Here is a 17,146-nt window from a genome sequence, read left to right on the forward strand (position 1 = left end):
ACGTTCATTTTTATGATTGTGAACGCTCACAATTTCATATAGAGCGTGCAACATAATAAGCGCGAATCACGGAATTCGGGTAGATTTGTTGAAAAAGGGGAGGGTCGCTTGACCAACGAAAACGATATTTGGGGTATATTCCGGGCCAATCGCATGAAAATGCTTGGCGCGGCGTCGTCGATGGCAATGGGTATGGCAATGAGTAATGTTGCCTATGCACAAACAAGTGAACAACTTGTGCCTGCCGAGGAGTCCTCAGAAGCCGAGGTGGTAGATGATGAAAATACCATCGTCGTTACCGGATTTAGAGCGGCATTAAACGATGCCCAGGAGATCAAGCGTAAATCTGATACGTTTGTTGATGTTATATCGGCAGAAGATATCGGTGCTCTTCCGGATCGATCTGTAGCCGAGTCTTTGCAACGTGTACCTGGCGTCAATATCGGGCGCTTTGAAAAAGCCTCTGATCCCGATCGCTTCTCGGTCGAAGGAACCGGCGTTATCATTCGCGGCCTTCCTTATGTTCGCTCCGAACTGAATGGTCGGGAAATTTTCTCGGCAACAGGCGGACGCGTGCTAAGCTTTAATGATGTCTCTCCTGAGTTGCTCGGTCGTGTCGAGGTTTTCAAAAACGTCACATCGGATATGGTCGAGGGCGCAATCGCCGGTACCGTCAATCTGGTCACCCGCAAACCTCTGGATACCAATGGCTTCAAAATCGCAGGAACCATTGGCGCCAACTATGGTGATCTTCGTGAAAAATGGTCACCCGAATTTTCGGGTTTGGTTTCCAACAGCTGGAACACAGACGCGGGTAGTTTTGGTATCCAGCTCGGCTATGCCTATTCGGAACTGAAGAGCCGGACCGATGCTTCTCAGGTTGCGGATCCATGCTATCGCCTCGACACGTTCGACCAGCCCTGCTTGCGCGCAGTTACTGTCGGGTCGGGCGGTTTCGTTGGTGATCCAAATTTTGATGCCGCAAATTTCCCGCCGGCAAATACCTTGGTCGTGCCCAAAGGTGCAGGGGTTCGCACGACGGACCTGGACCGCTCCCGCGAAGCATTTTCGGCGGTTGGTCAATATGAAAGCGTCGATGGTCGTTTTGTTGCGACAGTGGAATGGCTGCGCTCTGAAACGAGTTTCGAGACCGAGGAATATGCTCTGATTGCCCGCGTTGATGATGATGGATTGTTCCCGGTGCCAGCCGCTGGTAGCACATGGCAGTTTGATCATAACGGGGTGTTCGAAAGTGGTGTCCTGACGCAGCGTCCGGGCGACGCTTATGCGACGCCATTTGGTCGCGGCGGTATTCCGGTGGACTCTCTCCGCTTCCTGCGGGGCCTTGATTCGACCACCGAAGATATTTCGCTGGATCTGAAATTTGAGGCCACTGATCGCTTGCGGTTCAATTTTGAAGCGCAGCATATCAGTTCGGACCTTGAGCGAAACTCAGTATTCGGTGCGCTGAGTACCTTCGCGAATTTGGATCTCGACCTGACAGGCAAAACGCCGCAAGTTGCATTTCTAGCACCACCGGGATCACCTGCTGACTATTTTTCATCCGGCTTGAATACCTATTATTGGTTTGGCCTCGACAGCCGCGAGAAGAACGAGGGCAATCTGGACAGCCTGCGTTTCGATGCTGAATATGACATCAGCGACGAGGGCTTTTTCAAGAGTGCCCGCTTCGGCGCGCGCTGGGCTGATCGCGATCGTACCACGCGCAATACGGATTTCAGCACCTGGGGCAACCTGTCGGCGCCTTGGGCCGGTCGTGCGGGCTGTGCCCCGTGGGGTGAAGGTCCCGGATGCGGCGCAAGCGGTCCAGGGCCTTTCGGCAACGGGTTCATCCCGGGCCGCTTTTATACCGGGCTGCCAGGTCAGGAATTTGCCATTGCTGGTGGTGCCTTTACCGACGAATTCCCGGACTACTCACAATATCGCAATCCATTTGCCAATGGTTTCCAACGCGGTAATGCGCAAACGCCAATTGAAAATGGTTCGGCTTGGTTTTTCGGTGGTGATGACTTCCTCGCAGAATATCTCGACGGAATCACTGACGAACAATTTGCGGAAATTCAGGAATTTGGCCAATCGCCAGAGCGTTTCAACTACGGCGTAAATGGCCGCTCTCGCCCTGATCCACTGACCGGTGATCTAATCGCATGCGATATCGAAGGCGTCTTTTGCCCCGGTGAGGTGTCAACTGTTTCAGAGGTCACGAAGGCAGCTTATGCCCGTGTTGATTTCGGCCATGAGTTTGATGGTGGTGTAAGTATTGAGGGCAATATTGGCTTGAGATATGTTGAAACCGAGGTGACCAGCGGTGGTCGGGTCGGCTTCCCGGATGCTGCTCGCTTCGATGACCCAGCCAACGGTTTCGGGAATGGCGATGGTGTTGTGCAGGTGGCTGAAATCAACGCCAATTGCGCGGGACCACCGATCCCAGGCATTGATCGAGGATATTGCGACCTGTCCGATGCGCGCAAATCAGAATTTGCAGCGGTCCATACAGGTGAAATTCTGGTCGACAATCGCAAAATCCGTTTCGACAATTGGCTGCCGAGTTTTAACGCGAAGCTAGACGTCGGCGACGGACTATTGTTCCGTGTCGCGGTTTCAAAAGGTCTATCAAGGCCGGACTTGCAGTTGTTCCGCGCAGGCGGAGGTATTGCGGACAATACCAATGCGCTTTTACAAGCGGGCACTCTTGAATCAGGTCCGTTATTTGCGCTTTCCACTGGTAACCGCAATTTGCGCCCGGTCACGTCTTGGAATTATGATCTATCGGCGGAATGGTATTTCGATGATGTTGGGTCACTCACATTCTCGGTATTCCTGAAGGACATTAAGGGAATTGTGAACACCGGTTTCGAGACCGTCAATTACACCGGCGACAGCGGTGTTTCGACGGACGTGCAGGTCAAGGGTCCGGTAAACGACCAAGGCGGAACCCTGAAAGGTTTCGAGGTCACTCACCAACAGACCTATGACTTCCTGCCGGGATTGTTGAGCGGGTTAGGAACACAGGTCACGTACACCTATGTGGATGGCAATGACTTCTCGAACCCGAATCTGGCCAATCCGGGTGAAGCATCGGTAACCACGGGTGGCGATGAGTTGGGCGGCGGTTCATTCGCTTTCCTGCAACCGCTGGCAGGGCTTTCGAAGCATACCGTCAACGCGACGATATTCTATGAAAAAGGACCTTTGGCGATGCGGGCGGCCTATAACTGGCGCTCTTCATTCCTGGTCACGCCGCGCGATGACATTTTCCCATTCTCGCCAATTTGGCAGGAATCAACGGGTCAGCTGGACGCGTCAATTTTCTACAGCTTAACCGATCAAATCAAGTTGGGCGTTCAGGCCGTGAACTTGCTGGATGAGGTGACCCGGACATCCCAGGTCGTCAATTTCGACGGGCTTAGAGTTCCGCGATCGGCATTCAGAAATGACCGTCGATTTACTTTTCTGGCGCGCTTCGACTTCTAGGGGGAAAGCGAACGTGCTTAGTGTAAAGCGGGCTCTTGCTTTTTTGGCAGGGGCCCGTTTTCTTGTTACCGATATGCAGAGATTCAAATGATGCGATTCTGTCTTAAATTTGTCCCACTGGCTCTCCTCACCGCTGGTTGTGCGGCCGATGATGCTGTTGATGCATTCACTAGCCCGAGCGATATGGAGGGTTGGGACCTGATTTGGTCAGACGAATTTGACGGATCATCGATTGATGGCTCCATATGGGGGTTCGACATCGATTGCTGGGGCGGCGGTAACAATGAACGGCAATGCTATACTGACAATATCAAAAATGCATCGCTTGAAGACGGTAAATTGGTCATTACCGCGCATAAAGAGGAATCGGCCGGCCCGGCTTTGCCAACCCATCTTCGAAAAACTGCCGAAGACCGGAAGGCGATAAACACGAAACCATTTACGTCGGCGCGGCTCACAACCAAAGACAAGGCTTCATGGCGCTATGGCCGGATAGATGTGCGAGCGAAACTGCCGCAAGGTCAAGGAACGTGGCCAGCCATTTGGATGCTGCCGGAAGATAATGACTATGGCAGCTGGGCCGCATCGGGCGAAATCGATATCATGGAAGCCGTCAATTTGGGCATAGCCTGTAAAGAATGCCCGGGCGGGCTTGAAAATACGATTATGGCAGCATTGCATTTTGGCGGGCTCTGGCCCGACAACAAAAAGGCGGATACGGAAGTGCCTTTGCCCGGCTCACTGGATGATTTCCACACCTATACTATTGTCTGGAGCGAAGGCAGGTTCGACTGGCTCGTCAACGGTCGCCATATTGCCACCAAGACAGCAGAAGACTGGTTTACCACCGCCTCTGACGATCCCCATGCCCCGTTTGACAAGCCTTTTCACTTGATCCTCAATCTTGCCATAGGTGGCAGACTGTCCGAAGATCGGGGAGCTGGCGGTGTTTCTGAAGATGGTTTTCCCAAGCGATTTGAAGTGGACTTCGTCCGGGTCTGGCAATGTACCGAACGACCTGTTAACCCACATAACTGTATCGATTCAGGGGAATAATCAGGAATGGCACGGCTACGTCAGGCGGTTACAATCAAGCATGTCGCGGCTGATGCGGGGGTATCCCTGCAGACCGTTAGTCGGGTCATAAATGATGAACCGAATGTGCGCCCGGCAATGAAGAACAAGGTCCAGGCGTCGATAGACAAACTTGGTTATGTTCCATCCATTGCTGCCCAAAGGATGAGCGGGTCCAGATCGTATCTGATACTGGCCCTGAATGACCGGGAACGGACTATCGCTGATTGGCAAGCCCGGCAGGGAAGCGACTGGGTTGACCAGATGTTGCTCGGCGGAATGCTTAAATGCGCAGAACTTGGCTATCGGCTCATTCTGGAACTGGTGGACACCCGCAACGAACATGTCGAGCGCGAACTCAAGGCCGCCATTGCCGCCTTGCAGCCGGATGGTGTAATTTTAACGCCTCCCCATTCTGACAATCCGCTCATTACCGAGCTGCTCAGCACGCATAATATTCCCTTTGCCCAAATCGGCTCGGCCGAACGTGGCGGCGGCATTCCACTCAAAATGGGTGATGAAGGCGCTGCGGAAATGGCGACACGATTTTTGATCAATCTAGGGCACAAGCAGATTGGCTTTGTCACTGGCCCTGGCAGTTACAAATTAAGCAGCTGGCGCAAAAACGGTTGGAAAAATGAAATGGCGAAGGCCGGATTGTCGATCGAAGGCCTTTGTGCCGAAGGCGATTTTAGCTATGCGTCCGGGGTATCGGCAGCGCGTACATTGCTATCGCTAGAGCCCAGGCCAACAGCCATCTTGGCCAGCAATGACCATATGGCCATTGCCGCCATGGAACATGCCCATGAAATTGGCCTTTCGGTGCCAGAAGATCTCTCAATAGTGAGTTTCGATAACAGCCCAATGACGCGATTTACACGCCCGGCGCTGACGGCGATCGATCAGCCTGTCGCCGAAACAGCATCGCGGGCCGTTGAAATGATTGTCGCCGCGAAACGGGGTGAAAAATCCGCTGCGGGTCCAACGATTGTTGAGGCTGGATTTGTCGAACGCGAGTCCACTGCACCGCCGCCAAAAGGTGGCTGACGCACATTCTCCAAAGCTGCAAAGCTATCGCTTTATGTTGCTCTATGCTCTGGCTGCAGCCGGAGGAGCAATAGCTTATGTGCCATTTTTGACGATCGTTCTGCCTGCGCGTGTCACAGTATTTGCAGGTTATAATGATGTGGAATGGCTGGCCTATATCAGCTTTGCTGGCGCTATTTCAGCTAGCATTGGAAATATCGTTTTCGGTTGGTTGAGCGATATAACGAAGAACCGTCGTGGTTGGACGTTTTGCGGTCTGTTTTCATCCTGTATATTGCTCGTTTTGTTCAATTGGACCGAGCAGCTGGAAGCGCTGATCGGACTGATGCTACTATGGCAACTCGCGCTTAACATGATGCTGGCTCCACTTGGTGCTTGGGCGGGTGATTGTGTGCCAGACCATCAGAAAGGATTGCTCGGAGGACTGCTCGCTTTCTCACCAGCATTGGGCGCCATGTCTGGGGCCATCGTAACCATCCCGGGATTGGCAAGTGACGAAGCGCGACTGTGGCTTTTGGCAGGATTGGTCTGTGTCTGCGTATTGCCGGTTCTGTTCTTTGCGAAACCTGTGCATTTTGCCGAACTCCATCGCAAGCCGGAGGATGAGGACAGAAACATTGGGTCTGATGGTGTCCAAACCCGTGTGCTTATGCGTATGTGGTCTGCGCGGTTGCTGCTGCAAATTTCGCAGGCGGCTCTGTTTTCATACTTACTCTACTGGTTTCGTTCGATTGACTCGGACATGGGCGAGAGCAGTACCGCGCAGGTATTGAGCTTTGTTCTGATAATATCCATCCCGGTCGCGATGGTCATGGGCCGATGGACGGACTTGAAGAGCCGTCCCATATTTCCTTTGGTTTTGTGCGCCGGTTTTGCCGCTGCCGGGCTGGTGGGTATGGCGCTCTCATCGTCTTTGGCTGCGGCGGTCGGCAGTTATGTTATCTTCGGTCTCGCCACAGCGGTATTTCTCGCACTCCATACCAGTCAGACCCTGCGCGTGCTGCCAAAGCCAGAGCGACGCGGCCGCGATTTGGGGATTTTTAACCTGACCAACACGGCGCCATCGCTCATCATGCCATGGATCGTATTGGCCATGGTTCCAGTCTTTGGATTCCCAGCAATGTTGCTACTATTTGCCGGCCTCGCACTTCTTTCTTGTATTCTATTGGCGACCCTTCCCGAGGCTAGATAATCCCTTGCATTTAGTCCCCGGACTAGATAACAATTGTGAACGTTCACAGAGATTCGGGGGAGGCTTGGAAGTGCGCAAGCAAATAATCACAATGGCGAGCATCGTTATGCTGGCTGCATGCGTTCAAAATCAATCTGAAGACGCCGTTTCGGGATCGGTTGCGGCAGCGGAAAACTGGCCGAAAGCCAAGAGCCCCGAAGCACTCAGCGATGCTGAAACGGAAAAGCGGATTGATGGCTTGCTCGCACAAATGACGATCGAGCAAAAAGTCGGTCAACTTATCCAGGCTGATATCGGCACGATTGAACCGGAGGACTTGCTTACCTATCCGCTGGGGTCTTTGCTGGCCGGGGGAAATAGCGGTCCTTATGGGAACGAACGCGGGTCGGCCGAAGATTGGGATCGGATGGTGCGGGAATTTCGAGCCGCGTCGTTGCAATATGGCAAGGGCGATGTGGCCATCCCGATTATTTTCGGTGTTGATGCGGTTCATGGGCACAACAACGTCCCGGGCGCGACAATATTTCCACATAATATTGGACTGGGAGCCGCGCGCGATGTGGACCTCATCCGTCGCATCGGAGCTGTGACTGCAAAAGAAATTGCCGCTAGCGGCATAGAATGGACCTTCGCTCCCACATTGGCCGTTCCGCAGGACCAGCGGTGGGGCCGGACATATGAAGGCTATTCGTCCGATCCGGCCATCGTCGCCGAATATGCAAGCGCGATGGTCTATGGATTGCAAGGCCAGCTGGCGAATGGCCAGCCTTTGCAAGCGGGAAAAGTCGCGTCAACAGCAAAGCATTTTCTGGCCGATGGCGGTACCCTGAATGGTAAGGATCAAGGCGATGCGGTTATTGATGAGGCCGAACTGGTCGAAATTCATGCTGCCGGATATCCGCCGGCCATAGAAGCGGGCGCGTTGACCGCAATGGCCAGTTTTTCTAGCTGGAACGGCGTCAAAAACCACGGCAATAAATCGCTTCTAACCGATGCTTTGAAAGACCGAATGGGATTTGAAGGATTTGTCGTCGGGGATTGGAATGGCCACGGTCAAGTGGACGGTTGTACGGTGACGAATTGCCCGCAGGCTATCAATGCTGGGCTCGACATGTTCATGGCCCCCGATAGCTGGAAAGAGCTTTACAAAAACACGCTTCAAGATGCGCAAGATGGGACTATCCCAATGGAACGGATCGATGACGCTGTGCGCCGCATTTTGCGTGTGAAAATAAAGCTGGGTCTGCTTGATGATCCGATGCGGGATCGCAGCAGCTATTCCGACATTGGCGCGTCAGACCATCTGGCCTTGGCCCGTGAAGCCGTCGCAAAATCGCTTGTATTGCTCAAGAATAACGGGTCGATTTTACCTATACGGCCAGGGACGAATGTGTTGGTGGCTGGACCCGGCGCAGATAGTCTCGCGATGCAATCCGGTGGCTGGACGATAAGCTGGCAAGGCGCAGATGTTACGCGATCCGATTTTCCCAATGGACGAACGATCTGGCAAGGGCTTTCTGATGCCATCCGTGCAGCTGGTGGAAGCGCTGAATTATCAGCCGATGGGGATTATGTAAGCAAACCAGACGTCGCGATCGTCGTGTTTGGTGAACAACCTTATGCAGAGTTCCAGGGAGACGTCACAACCCTTGATTACCAACCTTCCGGAGCCAAGGATTTGGCGCTCCTAAAGAAGCTAAAAAGTCAGGGCATCCCTGTGGTTTCTGTTTTTCTTTCCGGCCGGGCCATGTTCACTAGCCCAGAGATTAATGCTTCGGACGCATTCGTAGCCGCTTGGCTTCCCGGGACCCAGGGTGACGGTCTGGCCGATGTCATGGTCGCGCAGCAAAACGGTAAATCATCACGTGACTTTAACGGAAAACTGCCATTCCATTGGCCGGTTGATGCCAACTCGCCGATTGAAAAACCGCTTTTCAAGCGCGGCTATGGCCTGAGTTATGGAAGTTCTGCCACTCTATCCCCTTTGTCAGAAGATCCGGGCATCGACCTTGAAAAGGCAATGAACGCAGCTGATTTCTTTTCGAATGGGCGCGCTCAGAAACCTTGGACGCTTTACATCTCTGATTTGGGCGGAAAACGACCGGTTGCAAGCGGTTCGGCCGAAAGCCCATCTGGCTTGCTTTCTGTCCGATCCATCGACGTTGCGGCTCAAGAAGATGGCAAGGCGTTCGTTTGGACGGGGGCAGGCTCGGTCAGCATCGAAGGACCAATGGCTAACATGACCGACCAATATCAAAAGTCTTTGGCCCTCGCGATAGACATGCGGGTGGATGCAAAGGGCGTAGGCGGCGCTGTGCTGGCTTTTCATAACAGCCGAATGTCGCTGACGCGATGGTTTCGACAAGCCGAAATCGGCAAAGTTCGGAGCCTCCAAATCCCGCTACGATGCCTTGGAACAGCTGAAAGTGATTTTGAAAGCGTCGGGAACGCCTTCCGGTTGGAAGGAGAAGCGGGTTTGGCGGTGACTTTATTGAGCGCGACGATCGATGAAGCCGACGAACCAACACCGTGTCCGGCATTGTTGGATTGAAATGACCCAGTTCGACTTTCTCAGGAGTGCAGGAGGATAAATTCATGGCAACTGTCCATAAGATCGCATCAGCAACCAATGTGCGTCCCATCGAAAAAAAGCGGGCGCGTAATCAAAAGGCTGTGAACGAGGGATCGGCCCCGGTCTTGAACAGCGCTCCCAAAAAGGCGGTGACTTCGATTGACGTAGCGAAGAAAGTCGGATGTGCCCCTACGACGGTTTCGCGTGCTTTGCGTGGCAGCTCTCAGGTCAGTGATTTTCTGCGGGACAAGATAATCCGTATCTCCGAAGAGATGAATTATCATCCCAATACAGCAGCATCGAGCCTGCGAAAAAGCGCGTTCAAGAATATTGCAATTATCGCCGGCGACAAGTTGACGGGTATAAGAAATACATCGGCAAACCGCATATTCCGCGTTTTGGAAGCGTTACGGGAAAATGCCCAACGTCATGGGTATACCGTATCGCTCCATATAGTTGACGATGATGATTTCAGAAACTCAAAAAGCCTTCCAGACTATTGTGATGCCGCGCTTCATCTCGACTATGATATGAGCCTCGATAACGAGCGGTTCGGTGTTGGAGCCAAAGCCAATAAGGTCGCTTCACTCAGCAGTTTTGCGGAATTGAAAGGCGCGACAATCGCATCCCTGAGAAACCATGATATCGCAGAATATGCGAAACAATCGATCGATAAAATATGCCTGTGTTTGGGACGCAAGGACGAGTAGAAATAGCGAGAGTTGGCAACCTAGATTTCCAACGTCCGCTTTTTTCGCCCAAAGCAGCCGGCAGCGGACAGTCCGCTGCCGGCCCAGTTCCAGACTTAACAAAAATAAGACTATCGCCGCCCTGACGCCCGCTATGTCCCGAAAGCGTAGGTCTGTTGATCAATCCGCCCAGACTTCCAGGTGGTTCTTCCGTTCAACTCTGCGGCTGGTTTTCAGGTCGAGAATTGGTTCGAGGCCGGTTTCGGCAAAAAGCGCACGAACGGACTGTTGATCTGGCCCGTCCAGGCCCTCGATCCAGTCAGTCAGGCGCTGGAGCAGGAAGAAACGATAGGGCATTACCGCTGTCGTGATCTCATGTCCGCGCCAGTTAAAACTGGTCATGCCGATTCCCCGGCCAAGTCGCATTTTGCTGGGATCGACTTCCGAATTTTTCTCCAGCCAATCATTGGCGAACTCAACATGGGCCGTAATTTCGCCAAGATATTCCTCTGCGACAAAATACATCAGTGATTTCAGCGTGTCGGAAATCTCGTCATCAGCGAACAGCTTGTCGCCAACCCGCTCCGCCTCTTCGTCGATAAATATCTCCGGCATGTTCATCCGTTCTGTCCAGCGGAACACCCTTGGAGCGGTCGTTTGCATCAGGTGGAGCGGCTTGGGATCGCGTGCCAGGTGTGGATAGAGCGGTCCGAACAACCCAAAATCGCCGATGGTTGCATGACCACCAAGCAGAAAGGGTGTCTGCTGCAAATGTGCGTTATAGCGACCGAGAAAATCGGCATAGCTTTCTTCCACCGTCGTGAAGGTTTCTGGCGTCACGCCAAAGGCCACCGCCGCTTTGCGCATACGTCCACTGGCATGATCAAAGACAGCTTTTTGCGCTTCGGGATCAAGGCCATTGGGCAGGACATCGCGAAATACATCGCGGATAAACGGCAAGTTCACATCATCAAAATTCCAGCGATAGTGCATCGCGGGGCGCAACAAGCCCTCACCGCCAAACAGCTCGAACAGATGTGCCACTGCGCGCATGACCGGCGTTTGCGGATAGATGGATTTTACACTCGCGCCATTGGCTTCAAAATGATCGAGAATGACCGTGCCATCCTGAATCAATTCTCCTTCCGGTGTTTCGACAACCGGAATGATCCAGCGACCAACTTTGGGCACAATCTGCTCGGTAAACCGCCTGCTGCCTGCCTTGTGCTCTACAAACGGGATATGATTCTGCCGCATATAGGCGCGCACCTTACCGGTGTAGAGTGAACCGGCCATGCCATAGAGAATATGGGGTGTGGTCATTGATGCAATTCTTTCGATTGAGTGAGATTAGAAGCGATAATCACCATTGTTGATACGGTCATGCTGGTCGGCGCCGAGTTTGATGAAGTTCTGTTGTCCTGGCTCAAGGAACCAAATCTGATCGTCAACCGCCTCAATATCAAAGCCTTCCTTCACCAGCTCGACCTTGCGGAATTTGAACGTGCCAGTGGTCTCTGCTTCCGGCTGAATACGAATGAACAGCGGTACTGCGTAGACGGGAAGATGCGCCGCCAAATGTTCGCGCAGCCCGCCAATATCAAATCCATCGCCTACGGTAATGGCAGCCATGCCCGCACGTCCTTCTGTTTCAGGAACCTCCACGCCGTAAACATTGGCGAGATCAATTGCTGGATATTTGGAAAGCGCGTCGCATACTTCATTTGTTGCAACATTCTCGCCTTTCCAGCGAAATGTGTCGCCAATGCGGTCAACAAAATAGACGTAACCTTCAGCATCGCGGCGCATCAGGTCGCCAGTCCGAAACCAGCGGTCGCCTGGTTCAAACACGTCAGTGAGAATTTTGGACTCGGTGGCCTTCTTTTCATGATAGCCGGAAAATGACTCGCGCCCGCTGGTTCCAATTCGCCCGAGCGCTTCTCCGGGTTCGTCAACACCTGCCTTGATGCAAAATCCGTTTCCATCGCGGATAGGCTGTTCCTCGACGACATCAAATTTCACAAGAGCAACGCCCATCTTCTTTTCAATCCATTTGGGCATCTGGCCAACAGCCCCAATTTTTCCATCAAAATTGACGAACGCGACATTACCTTCCGTTGAGCCATAAATCTCGTGCATGGTTGGAATCTCGAACCGATCAATGAAGGATCGCCATACGTCACCACGCAAACCGTTGCCAAAACCGGCACGCATTTGGTGACTGGTCTCTTTGGGATGCGGGTCAGCATTGATCAAATAGCGGCAGAGCTCACCAATATAGACGAACAAACTCGCTTCATTGTCAGTCGCGTCATCCCAAAAAGCGGAGGCGGAAAATTTACGCCGCAATATAACAGTCGCGCCCACGTAAAGCGGGCCGGTAATGCCCATGCCTCCGCCGGTAATATGATAGAGCGGGAGAACATTATAGACGCGGTCTCCGGCTTTAACTCCGCTTAACGCAATCGCTGTACGCGATGTCCCGCGGATGCGCATTTGCGTGATTTTGGCCGCTTTCGGCAGACCGGTGGTGCCCGATGTATAGATATAGAGACAAGTGTCTGATCCGCGAATATGCGAACGAATTGCAGGATCGGGGCGATCTTGGCTATGTTTTGCAAGCTGGGCTTGCAGGTCCTCTCCTGTTTTGCCGTCAAAGTTCCAGATCACTATGTCATCAGCAAGCGTATCCCTTATGGCTTCAGCTCGCTGGGCCTGAACGCCGGCTGCAATGATTGCATTGCTGTTCACAATATCGATGCAATGTTTGAGCCCGGCGCCTTCCAGATTGGTATTGATCAGTGCGGTAATCACACCAATTTTTGAAAGACCGAACCAGATCGCCACAAAGTCGGGACAATTTTCCATGATTAGCGCAACGGTGTCGCCAGATTTAAAACCTTGCTCGATGGCCCAGTTAGCAATCTGGTTAGCGCGCCCATCAAAAGCGCGATAAGTTAGAGTTTGTCCTTCAAAGACGAAAACGGCGGAATCGGGGGATCGATCGACGGTGGCTTCAAACTCATCGGCCATTGTTACAGGCGAGTCCGGTTGCAAATCCTTTATGCTGCGTAGAACACTGGAAATGCGTCTCGCAAATGCAAAGTTTCTCTTGAGGGTTTTCAGCATTTTTCGATCTCCAGAATTTTCATAGAAGAAACTGTTTAGCGTCATCTGTGGGAATTATGAGAGGAAATATTATATTGACACTATGTGTGTCATATTGGATTAGAAGGGTCAAGAGAATCCCAACCACAAGGCTCGCCATGAAAAAGAAACTGCTCACTATCTTCGGCTTGTTAGCCCTGACCATCGTCATATTGGCAATGGCTGCTCCATCGATCGTCCACGCGCTGGGCTTACATCCCGACTATGATGGACCGAGTTACAAGTTGCCTGGGAAAAAGGCGCTGATCATCGCAACCAATCACGGCGTGCTCAACAAGCCGGGTGAGACAACGGGCGATCCAACCGGAGTCATGGCATCGGAGTTTACCCATCCCTATTATGGATTTCTTGACGCCGGGATGGATGTCGATATTGCCAGTATCAAGGGTGGTGTGATTCCCGTTGATCCGCAGACCCTCAGCCGGATGGCCATCACGCCGGAGGATAAACGCTATCTCGAAGACCCGGTTCTACGGGGCAAGATCAAGAACAGTATCAAGATTGATGACCTCGATTTCACGCAATATGACGCAATCTTCATATCGGGCGGCTGGGGCGCTGCTTATGATCTCGGCTATTCTGAAAAGCTGGGAGAGAAAATCAGCGATGCCTATTTTGCCAAGAGGCCAATTATCGGTTCGGTATGTCACGGCGCATTAGGCTTAATCAACGCCAAGGATGAGGATGGAAAACCAATCATCGCTGGCAGAAAAGCTACGGGTGTCAGTGATAAACAGATCAAAGAACTGGGCGTAAGCATGACCCCGATGCATCCGGAAACGGAGCTTCGCAAAGCGGGTGCGCTCTATGAAAGCAGCACCGCCTTTCGCGACATGTTTGCAACCCATGTTGTGATCGATGACGAGAAACGTTTTGTGACTGGGCAAAACCAGAATAGCGGCCATGTCACAGCCCATAAGATGATGGAGATTATTTCCAAACTGCCTGCCGCCCCGGCATCGAAAGATGAGGAAACTACAGAATGAAAAAGGCGCTGCGTACCGTACTTTGGGTGCTGACCGGACTGATTGCCCTCAATTTTCTCGTCATGGGCCTGCGGTGGGCAGTTGCGCCATCTGGTGCGGCGGAAGCCCTGAACATGTCCCTGTTCAACGGCGCGGCGCTTAGCAGCCAGATTGGCGATGTCGGTGGTTTGTTTCTTTGTATGGGACTATTTGTCTTGTTTGGCATGGTCACGAAAAAGCGCGAGTGGTTCCTCGCCACATCGTTGCTGGTCTATGCGATCGCGATCTTCCGCATATTGGCCTGGCTGTTTCATGGCGCGTCTCTGGTGATACCGTTGATCGTGCCGGAAATTGTCATCGGCACCTTACTTTTGATTGCATCCAAAAAACTGACCGCTGATCAATCGCAAAAGCCAGAATGAAAAAGCGCACTTTCATTCTATTCCGCACCGCTCTCGCCAGTGTGCTTTTGATTGCTTTTAGCAATGCAGCCAGCGCCCAATCTTCCCGGCCCAATATTGTTTTCATCCTCGCCGATGATTTGGGTTTTACCGATACCGCGCCCTATGGCAGCGAGATCAACACGCCGACCATATCTGCGCTGGCGGCCAAGGGCTTGCGCTTTTCCAACTATCACACCGCAGGCAGCTGCGCGCCCTCGCGTGCGATGCTGCTGACCGGTGTGGATAGTCATCGGGCGGGGGTTCCGAATATCCCTGAAATGCTCCCGCCCGAGCAGACACAATACTCCCATTATCGCGGCGTTTTGGGCCGCAATGTCGTGACCATCGCGACGCTTTTGCAGGATCAGGGCTATCACACCTATATCGCCGGCAAATGGCATCTCGGGATGACGCCCGATTTGCTGCCCAGCGCGCGCGGCTTTGAGCGCAGCTTCATCATGGCCGATTCCGGCGCGGATAATTGGGAGCAGAAACCCTATCTGCCAATTTATAAGCAGGCCAACTGGTTCGCCGATGGCAAGCGGACCACGCTCCCCGATGATTTCTATTCCTCGCGATTTCTGATCGACAAGACCATAGAATTTATCGATGAAAATGCGGGCGATGGCGCACCGTTTCTGGCCTATGTCCCATTTCAGGCGGTGCACTTGCCAGTGCAGGCGCCGCAGGAGTTTATTGACCGTTATATGGATACTTATGACGGCGGCTGGGATGAACTCAGGCGGCAGCGCTATCTGAGGGCGGTGGAACTTGGCTTGGTTCCCAAAAACAGCGCGATGGTTGATATGCAAACCACTGCGGATTGGGACAAGCTCACGCCAAAGCAGAAAAAATACCAGGCCAAACGCATGGCGGTCTATGCGGCGATGGTCGAGGCTATGGATTTTCACATCGGCCGTCTAATCGCGCATCTCAAAAGCATTGGTGAATATGAGAATACGATATTTGTTTTCACCTCAGACAACGGTGCGGAACCCAGCGGTCCTGCCGACCCCGATACGGCGCTGACTCGATTTGCGCTTACGCGGCAGGACTATAAAAATGACTATGAAACACTCGGCCTGAAAGGCAGTTTCAACAGCATCGGTCCCAGCTTCGCAAGCGCTGCCGCTTCGCCTTTGTCCTACTACAAATTCTATTCCGGCGAAGGCGGTATGCGCGTGCCGCTGATCATTGCCGGTGAGGTCCTGCCATCGCAATCTGCTATGACCAGTGCCTTCGCTTTTGCCACCGATATCGCGCCCACCATCCTCGAGCTGGCCGGTGCGGAGAAACCTCTGCCAAGATTTGGTGCCTTGCGTTATGGAGGCCGGGAAGTGGAGGCCATGACCGGGCGCAGCCTTGTCCCGCTGATCAACGGTGAACAAGACCGCATATACGAGCCGGATGAACCGATTGGCTATGAACTGGGCGGAAACAGTGCGCTGTTTCAAGGGGATTACAAGATTGTCCTCAACCGGGGCCCGGTAGGCGATGGACAATGGTATCTCTACAACATTGTGGACGATCCCGGTGAAACGCGGGATCTGTCAAAAAGCGAGCCGAAGCGCTTTCAGAAAATGCTTAATGCCTATGTCCGGTACACGAAAGAAAATGGTGTGCTTCCTGTTCCAAAGGGCTTCAATGCGCAGCAGCAAGTCGCTCTCAACGGACTGCGCGAACAGGCGGGGCCTGCGATCCTGATCAGCATTCTCTTGTTACTGTTTGTATCGCCATTCGTCCTTTACGCACGCGCAAGACGCAAACAATGAACAACATGGGAACTTGATATGAAAAAATGGATGCTCCGCATTTCAGGCACTTTGCTGCTGCTCTTTCTGTTCCTGTTCTGGCTTGCTTTTTTCTCACCGAGGCCACCGCTTACAACTGATCCGGAAACATTGGCGGGGGACGGCAGCACCATCAACTATTGCGAAATGCCCGAACTCGATGGCAGCGGGAAAATGGCGGCGGACATCGCCAAAGGGAATACACCGGGCTGTGCCTATGATCATTTCCCGCTTCCCATATTGGCCGAATGTACCGAGCCCCTTGTCGAGGGTGCGGACGATATGCGCGGACTGTGGATTGGTACAGGTGGCGGCGAAAATGCCAAGATCGGCCATCTTGAGCGCGTCGAGCAATGCGGCGACCGGACGGTCATAACCGCTGCCGGGATCATTCACGATGCTGGAACCAACAAGACCGGCGGGCTAAATTCCAACGATACCGAAGGCTCGGTGCTCTTTACCCTAGGTGGTAAAGAATATTGCAACCGCACCTCTGCCAGCATGAAATGGCGCGATGGCAAGCTGGATTTCAATGTCTTCGGATGGGGACCGGTCGTTGTGCGCCGCTACCTGGATGGCAAGCAACTGGTGTGGGAATATGCCGATGGTTCGGTGACAAAAATGAACCGGCTTTGCAAATTGCCAGAGGAACATAAAACTCCCAAGCCAAGAGGCCCGCGCTATTCGTTTTTTGGTGATTAGGTCTCTAGC

General features: G+C 52.9%; 12 protein-coding genes. 10 read left to right on the forward strand and 2 right to left on the reverse strand.

Annotation, left to right across the window (positions count from 1 at the left end; genetic code table 11):
* The first annotated feature begins 108 nt into the window (after positions 1-108).
* From DG177_RS12700 to DG177_RS12725, 6 genes are all read left to right on the forward strand, one after another.
* Positions 109-3,495 carry a TonB-dependent receptor gene (locus tag DG177_RS12700; RefSeq protein WP_337658808.1) on the forward strand — a complete coding sequence of 1,129 codons (3,387 nt, stop codon included), beginning with the start codon at positions 109-111 and terminating at the stop codon, positions 3,493-3,495.
* 87 nt (positions 3,496-3,582) lie between these two features.
* Positions 3,583-4,551 (forward strand): glycoside hydrolase family 16 protein, encoded by a 969-nt coding sequence (locus tag DG177_RS12705; RefSeq protein ID WP_337658809.1) that lies wholly within the window; start codon positions 3,583-3,585, stop codon positions 4,549-4,551.
* 6 nt (positions 4,552-4,557) lie between these two features.
* Complete coding sequence (locus tag DG177_RS12710; protein WP_108811813.1) at positions 4,558-5,616, forward strand: substrate-binding domain-containing protein; 1,059 nt, start codon at positions 4,558-4,560, stop codon at positions 5,614-5,616.
* A complete protein-coding gene (locus DG177_RS12715) occupies positions 5,609-6,808 on the forward strand; it encodes an MFS transporter (protein ID WP_337658810.1) in 1,200 nt (399 codons plus the stop codon). The genes DG177_RS12710 and DG177_RS12715 overlap by 8 nt, the downstream gene beginning before the upstream one ends.
* A 91-nt stretch (positions 6,809-6,899) precedes the next feature.
* The gene (locus DG177_RS12720; RefSeq protein ID WP_108811814.1) at positions 6,900-9,359 is read left to right on the forward strand and encodes a glycoside hydrolase family 3 N-terminal domain-containing protein; all 2,460 of its coding nucleotides are present in this window, start codon (positions 6,900-6,902) and stop codon (positions 9,357-9,359) included.
* A gap of 44 nt (positions 9,360-9,403) precedes the next feature.
* Complete coding sequence (locus DG177_RS12725) at positions 9,404-10,090, forward strand: LacI family DNA-binding transcriptional regulator (protein ID WP_108811815.1); 687 nt, start codon at positions 9,404-9,406, stop codon at positions 10,088-10,090.
* 159 nt (positions 10,091-10,249) lie between these two features.
* On the opposite strand, the gene DG177_RS12730 is transcribed toward DG177_RS12725, so the two are convergent.
* Together DG177_RS12730 and DG177_RS12735 are read right to left on the reverse strand one after the other, a co-directional pair.
* Complete coding sequence (locus DG177_RS12730; RefSeq protein ID WP_108811816.1) at positions 10,250-11,392, reverse strand: glutathione S-transferase N-terminal domain-containing protein; 1,143 nt, start codon at positions 11,390-11,392, stop codon at positions 10,250-10,252.
* Positions 11,393-11,419: 27 nt separating this feature from the next.
* Positions 11,420-13,198, reverse strand: coding sequence for a long-chain-acyl-CoA synthetase (locus DG177_RS12735; RefSeq protein ID WP_337658811.1), 1,779 nt, complete (start codon positions 13,196-13,198; stop codon positions 11,420-11,422).
* Between the two features lie 137 nt (positions 13,199-13,335).
* On the opposite strand from DG177_RS12735, the gene DG177_RS12740 reads away from it, so the two are divergent.
* Genes DG177_RS12740 through DG177_RS12755 form a run of 4 tightly spaced genes read left to right on the forward strand, consistent with a single transcriptional unit; the run spans position 13,336 to position 17,137 of the window.
* The gene (locus tag DG177_RS12740) at positions 13,336-14,223 is read left to right on the forward strand and encodes a DJ-1/PfpI family protein (protein ID WP_108811818.1); all 888 of its coding nucleotides are present in this window, start codon (positions 13,336-13,338) and stop codon (positions 14,221-14,223) included.
* Positions 14,220-14,624: a hypothetical protein gene (locus DG177_RS12745; protein WP_108811819.1), complete on the forward strand. Its 405-nt coding sequence runs from the start codon at positions 14,220-14,222 to the stop codon at positions 14,622-14,624. The genes DG177_RS12740 and DG177_RS12745 overlap by 4 nt, the downstream gene beginning before the upstream one ends.
* Positions 14,621-16,417: a sulfatase-like hydrolase/transferase gene (locus DG177_RS12750; RefSeq protein ID WP_108811820.1), complete on the forward strand. Its 1,797-nt coding sequence runs from the start codon at positions 14,621-14,623 to the stop codon at positions 16,415-16,417. The genes DG177_RS12745 and DG177_RS12750 overlap by 4 nt, the downstream gene beginning before the upstream one ends.
* Positions 16,418-16,435: 18 nt before the next feature.
* Positions 16,436-17,137 carry a hypothetical protein gene (locus DG177_RS12755; RefSeq protein ID WP_108811821.1) on the forward strand — a complete coding sequence of 234 codons (702 nt, stop codon included), beginning with the start codon at positions 16,436-16,438 and terminating at the stop codon, positions 17,135-17,137.
* Positions 17,138-17,146: the final 9 nt, after the last annotated feature.

The sequence above is a fragment of the Sphingorhabdus sp. Alg231-15 genome, from assembly GCF_900149705.1.
In the GTDB taxonomy this organism is placed as follows: domain Bacteria; phylum Pseudomonadota; class Alphaproteobacteria; order Sphingomonadales; family Sphingomonadaceae; genus Parasphingorhabdus.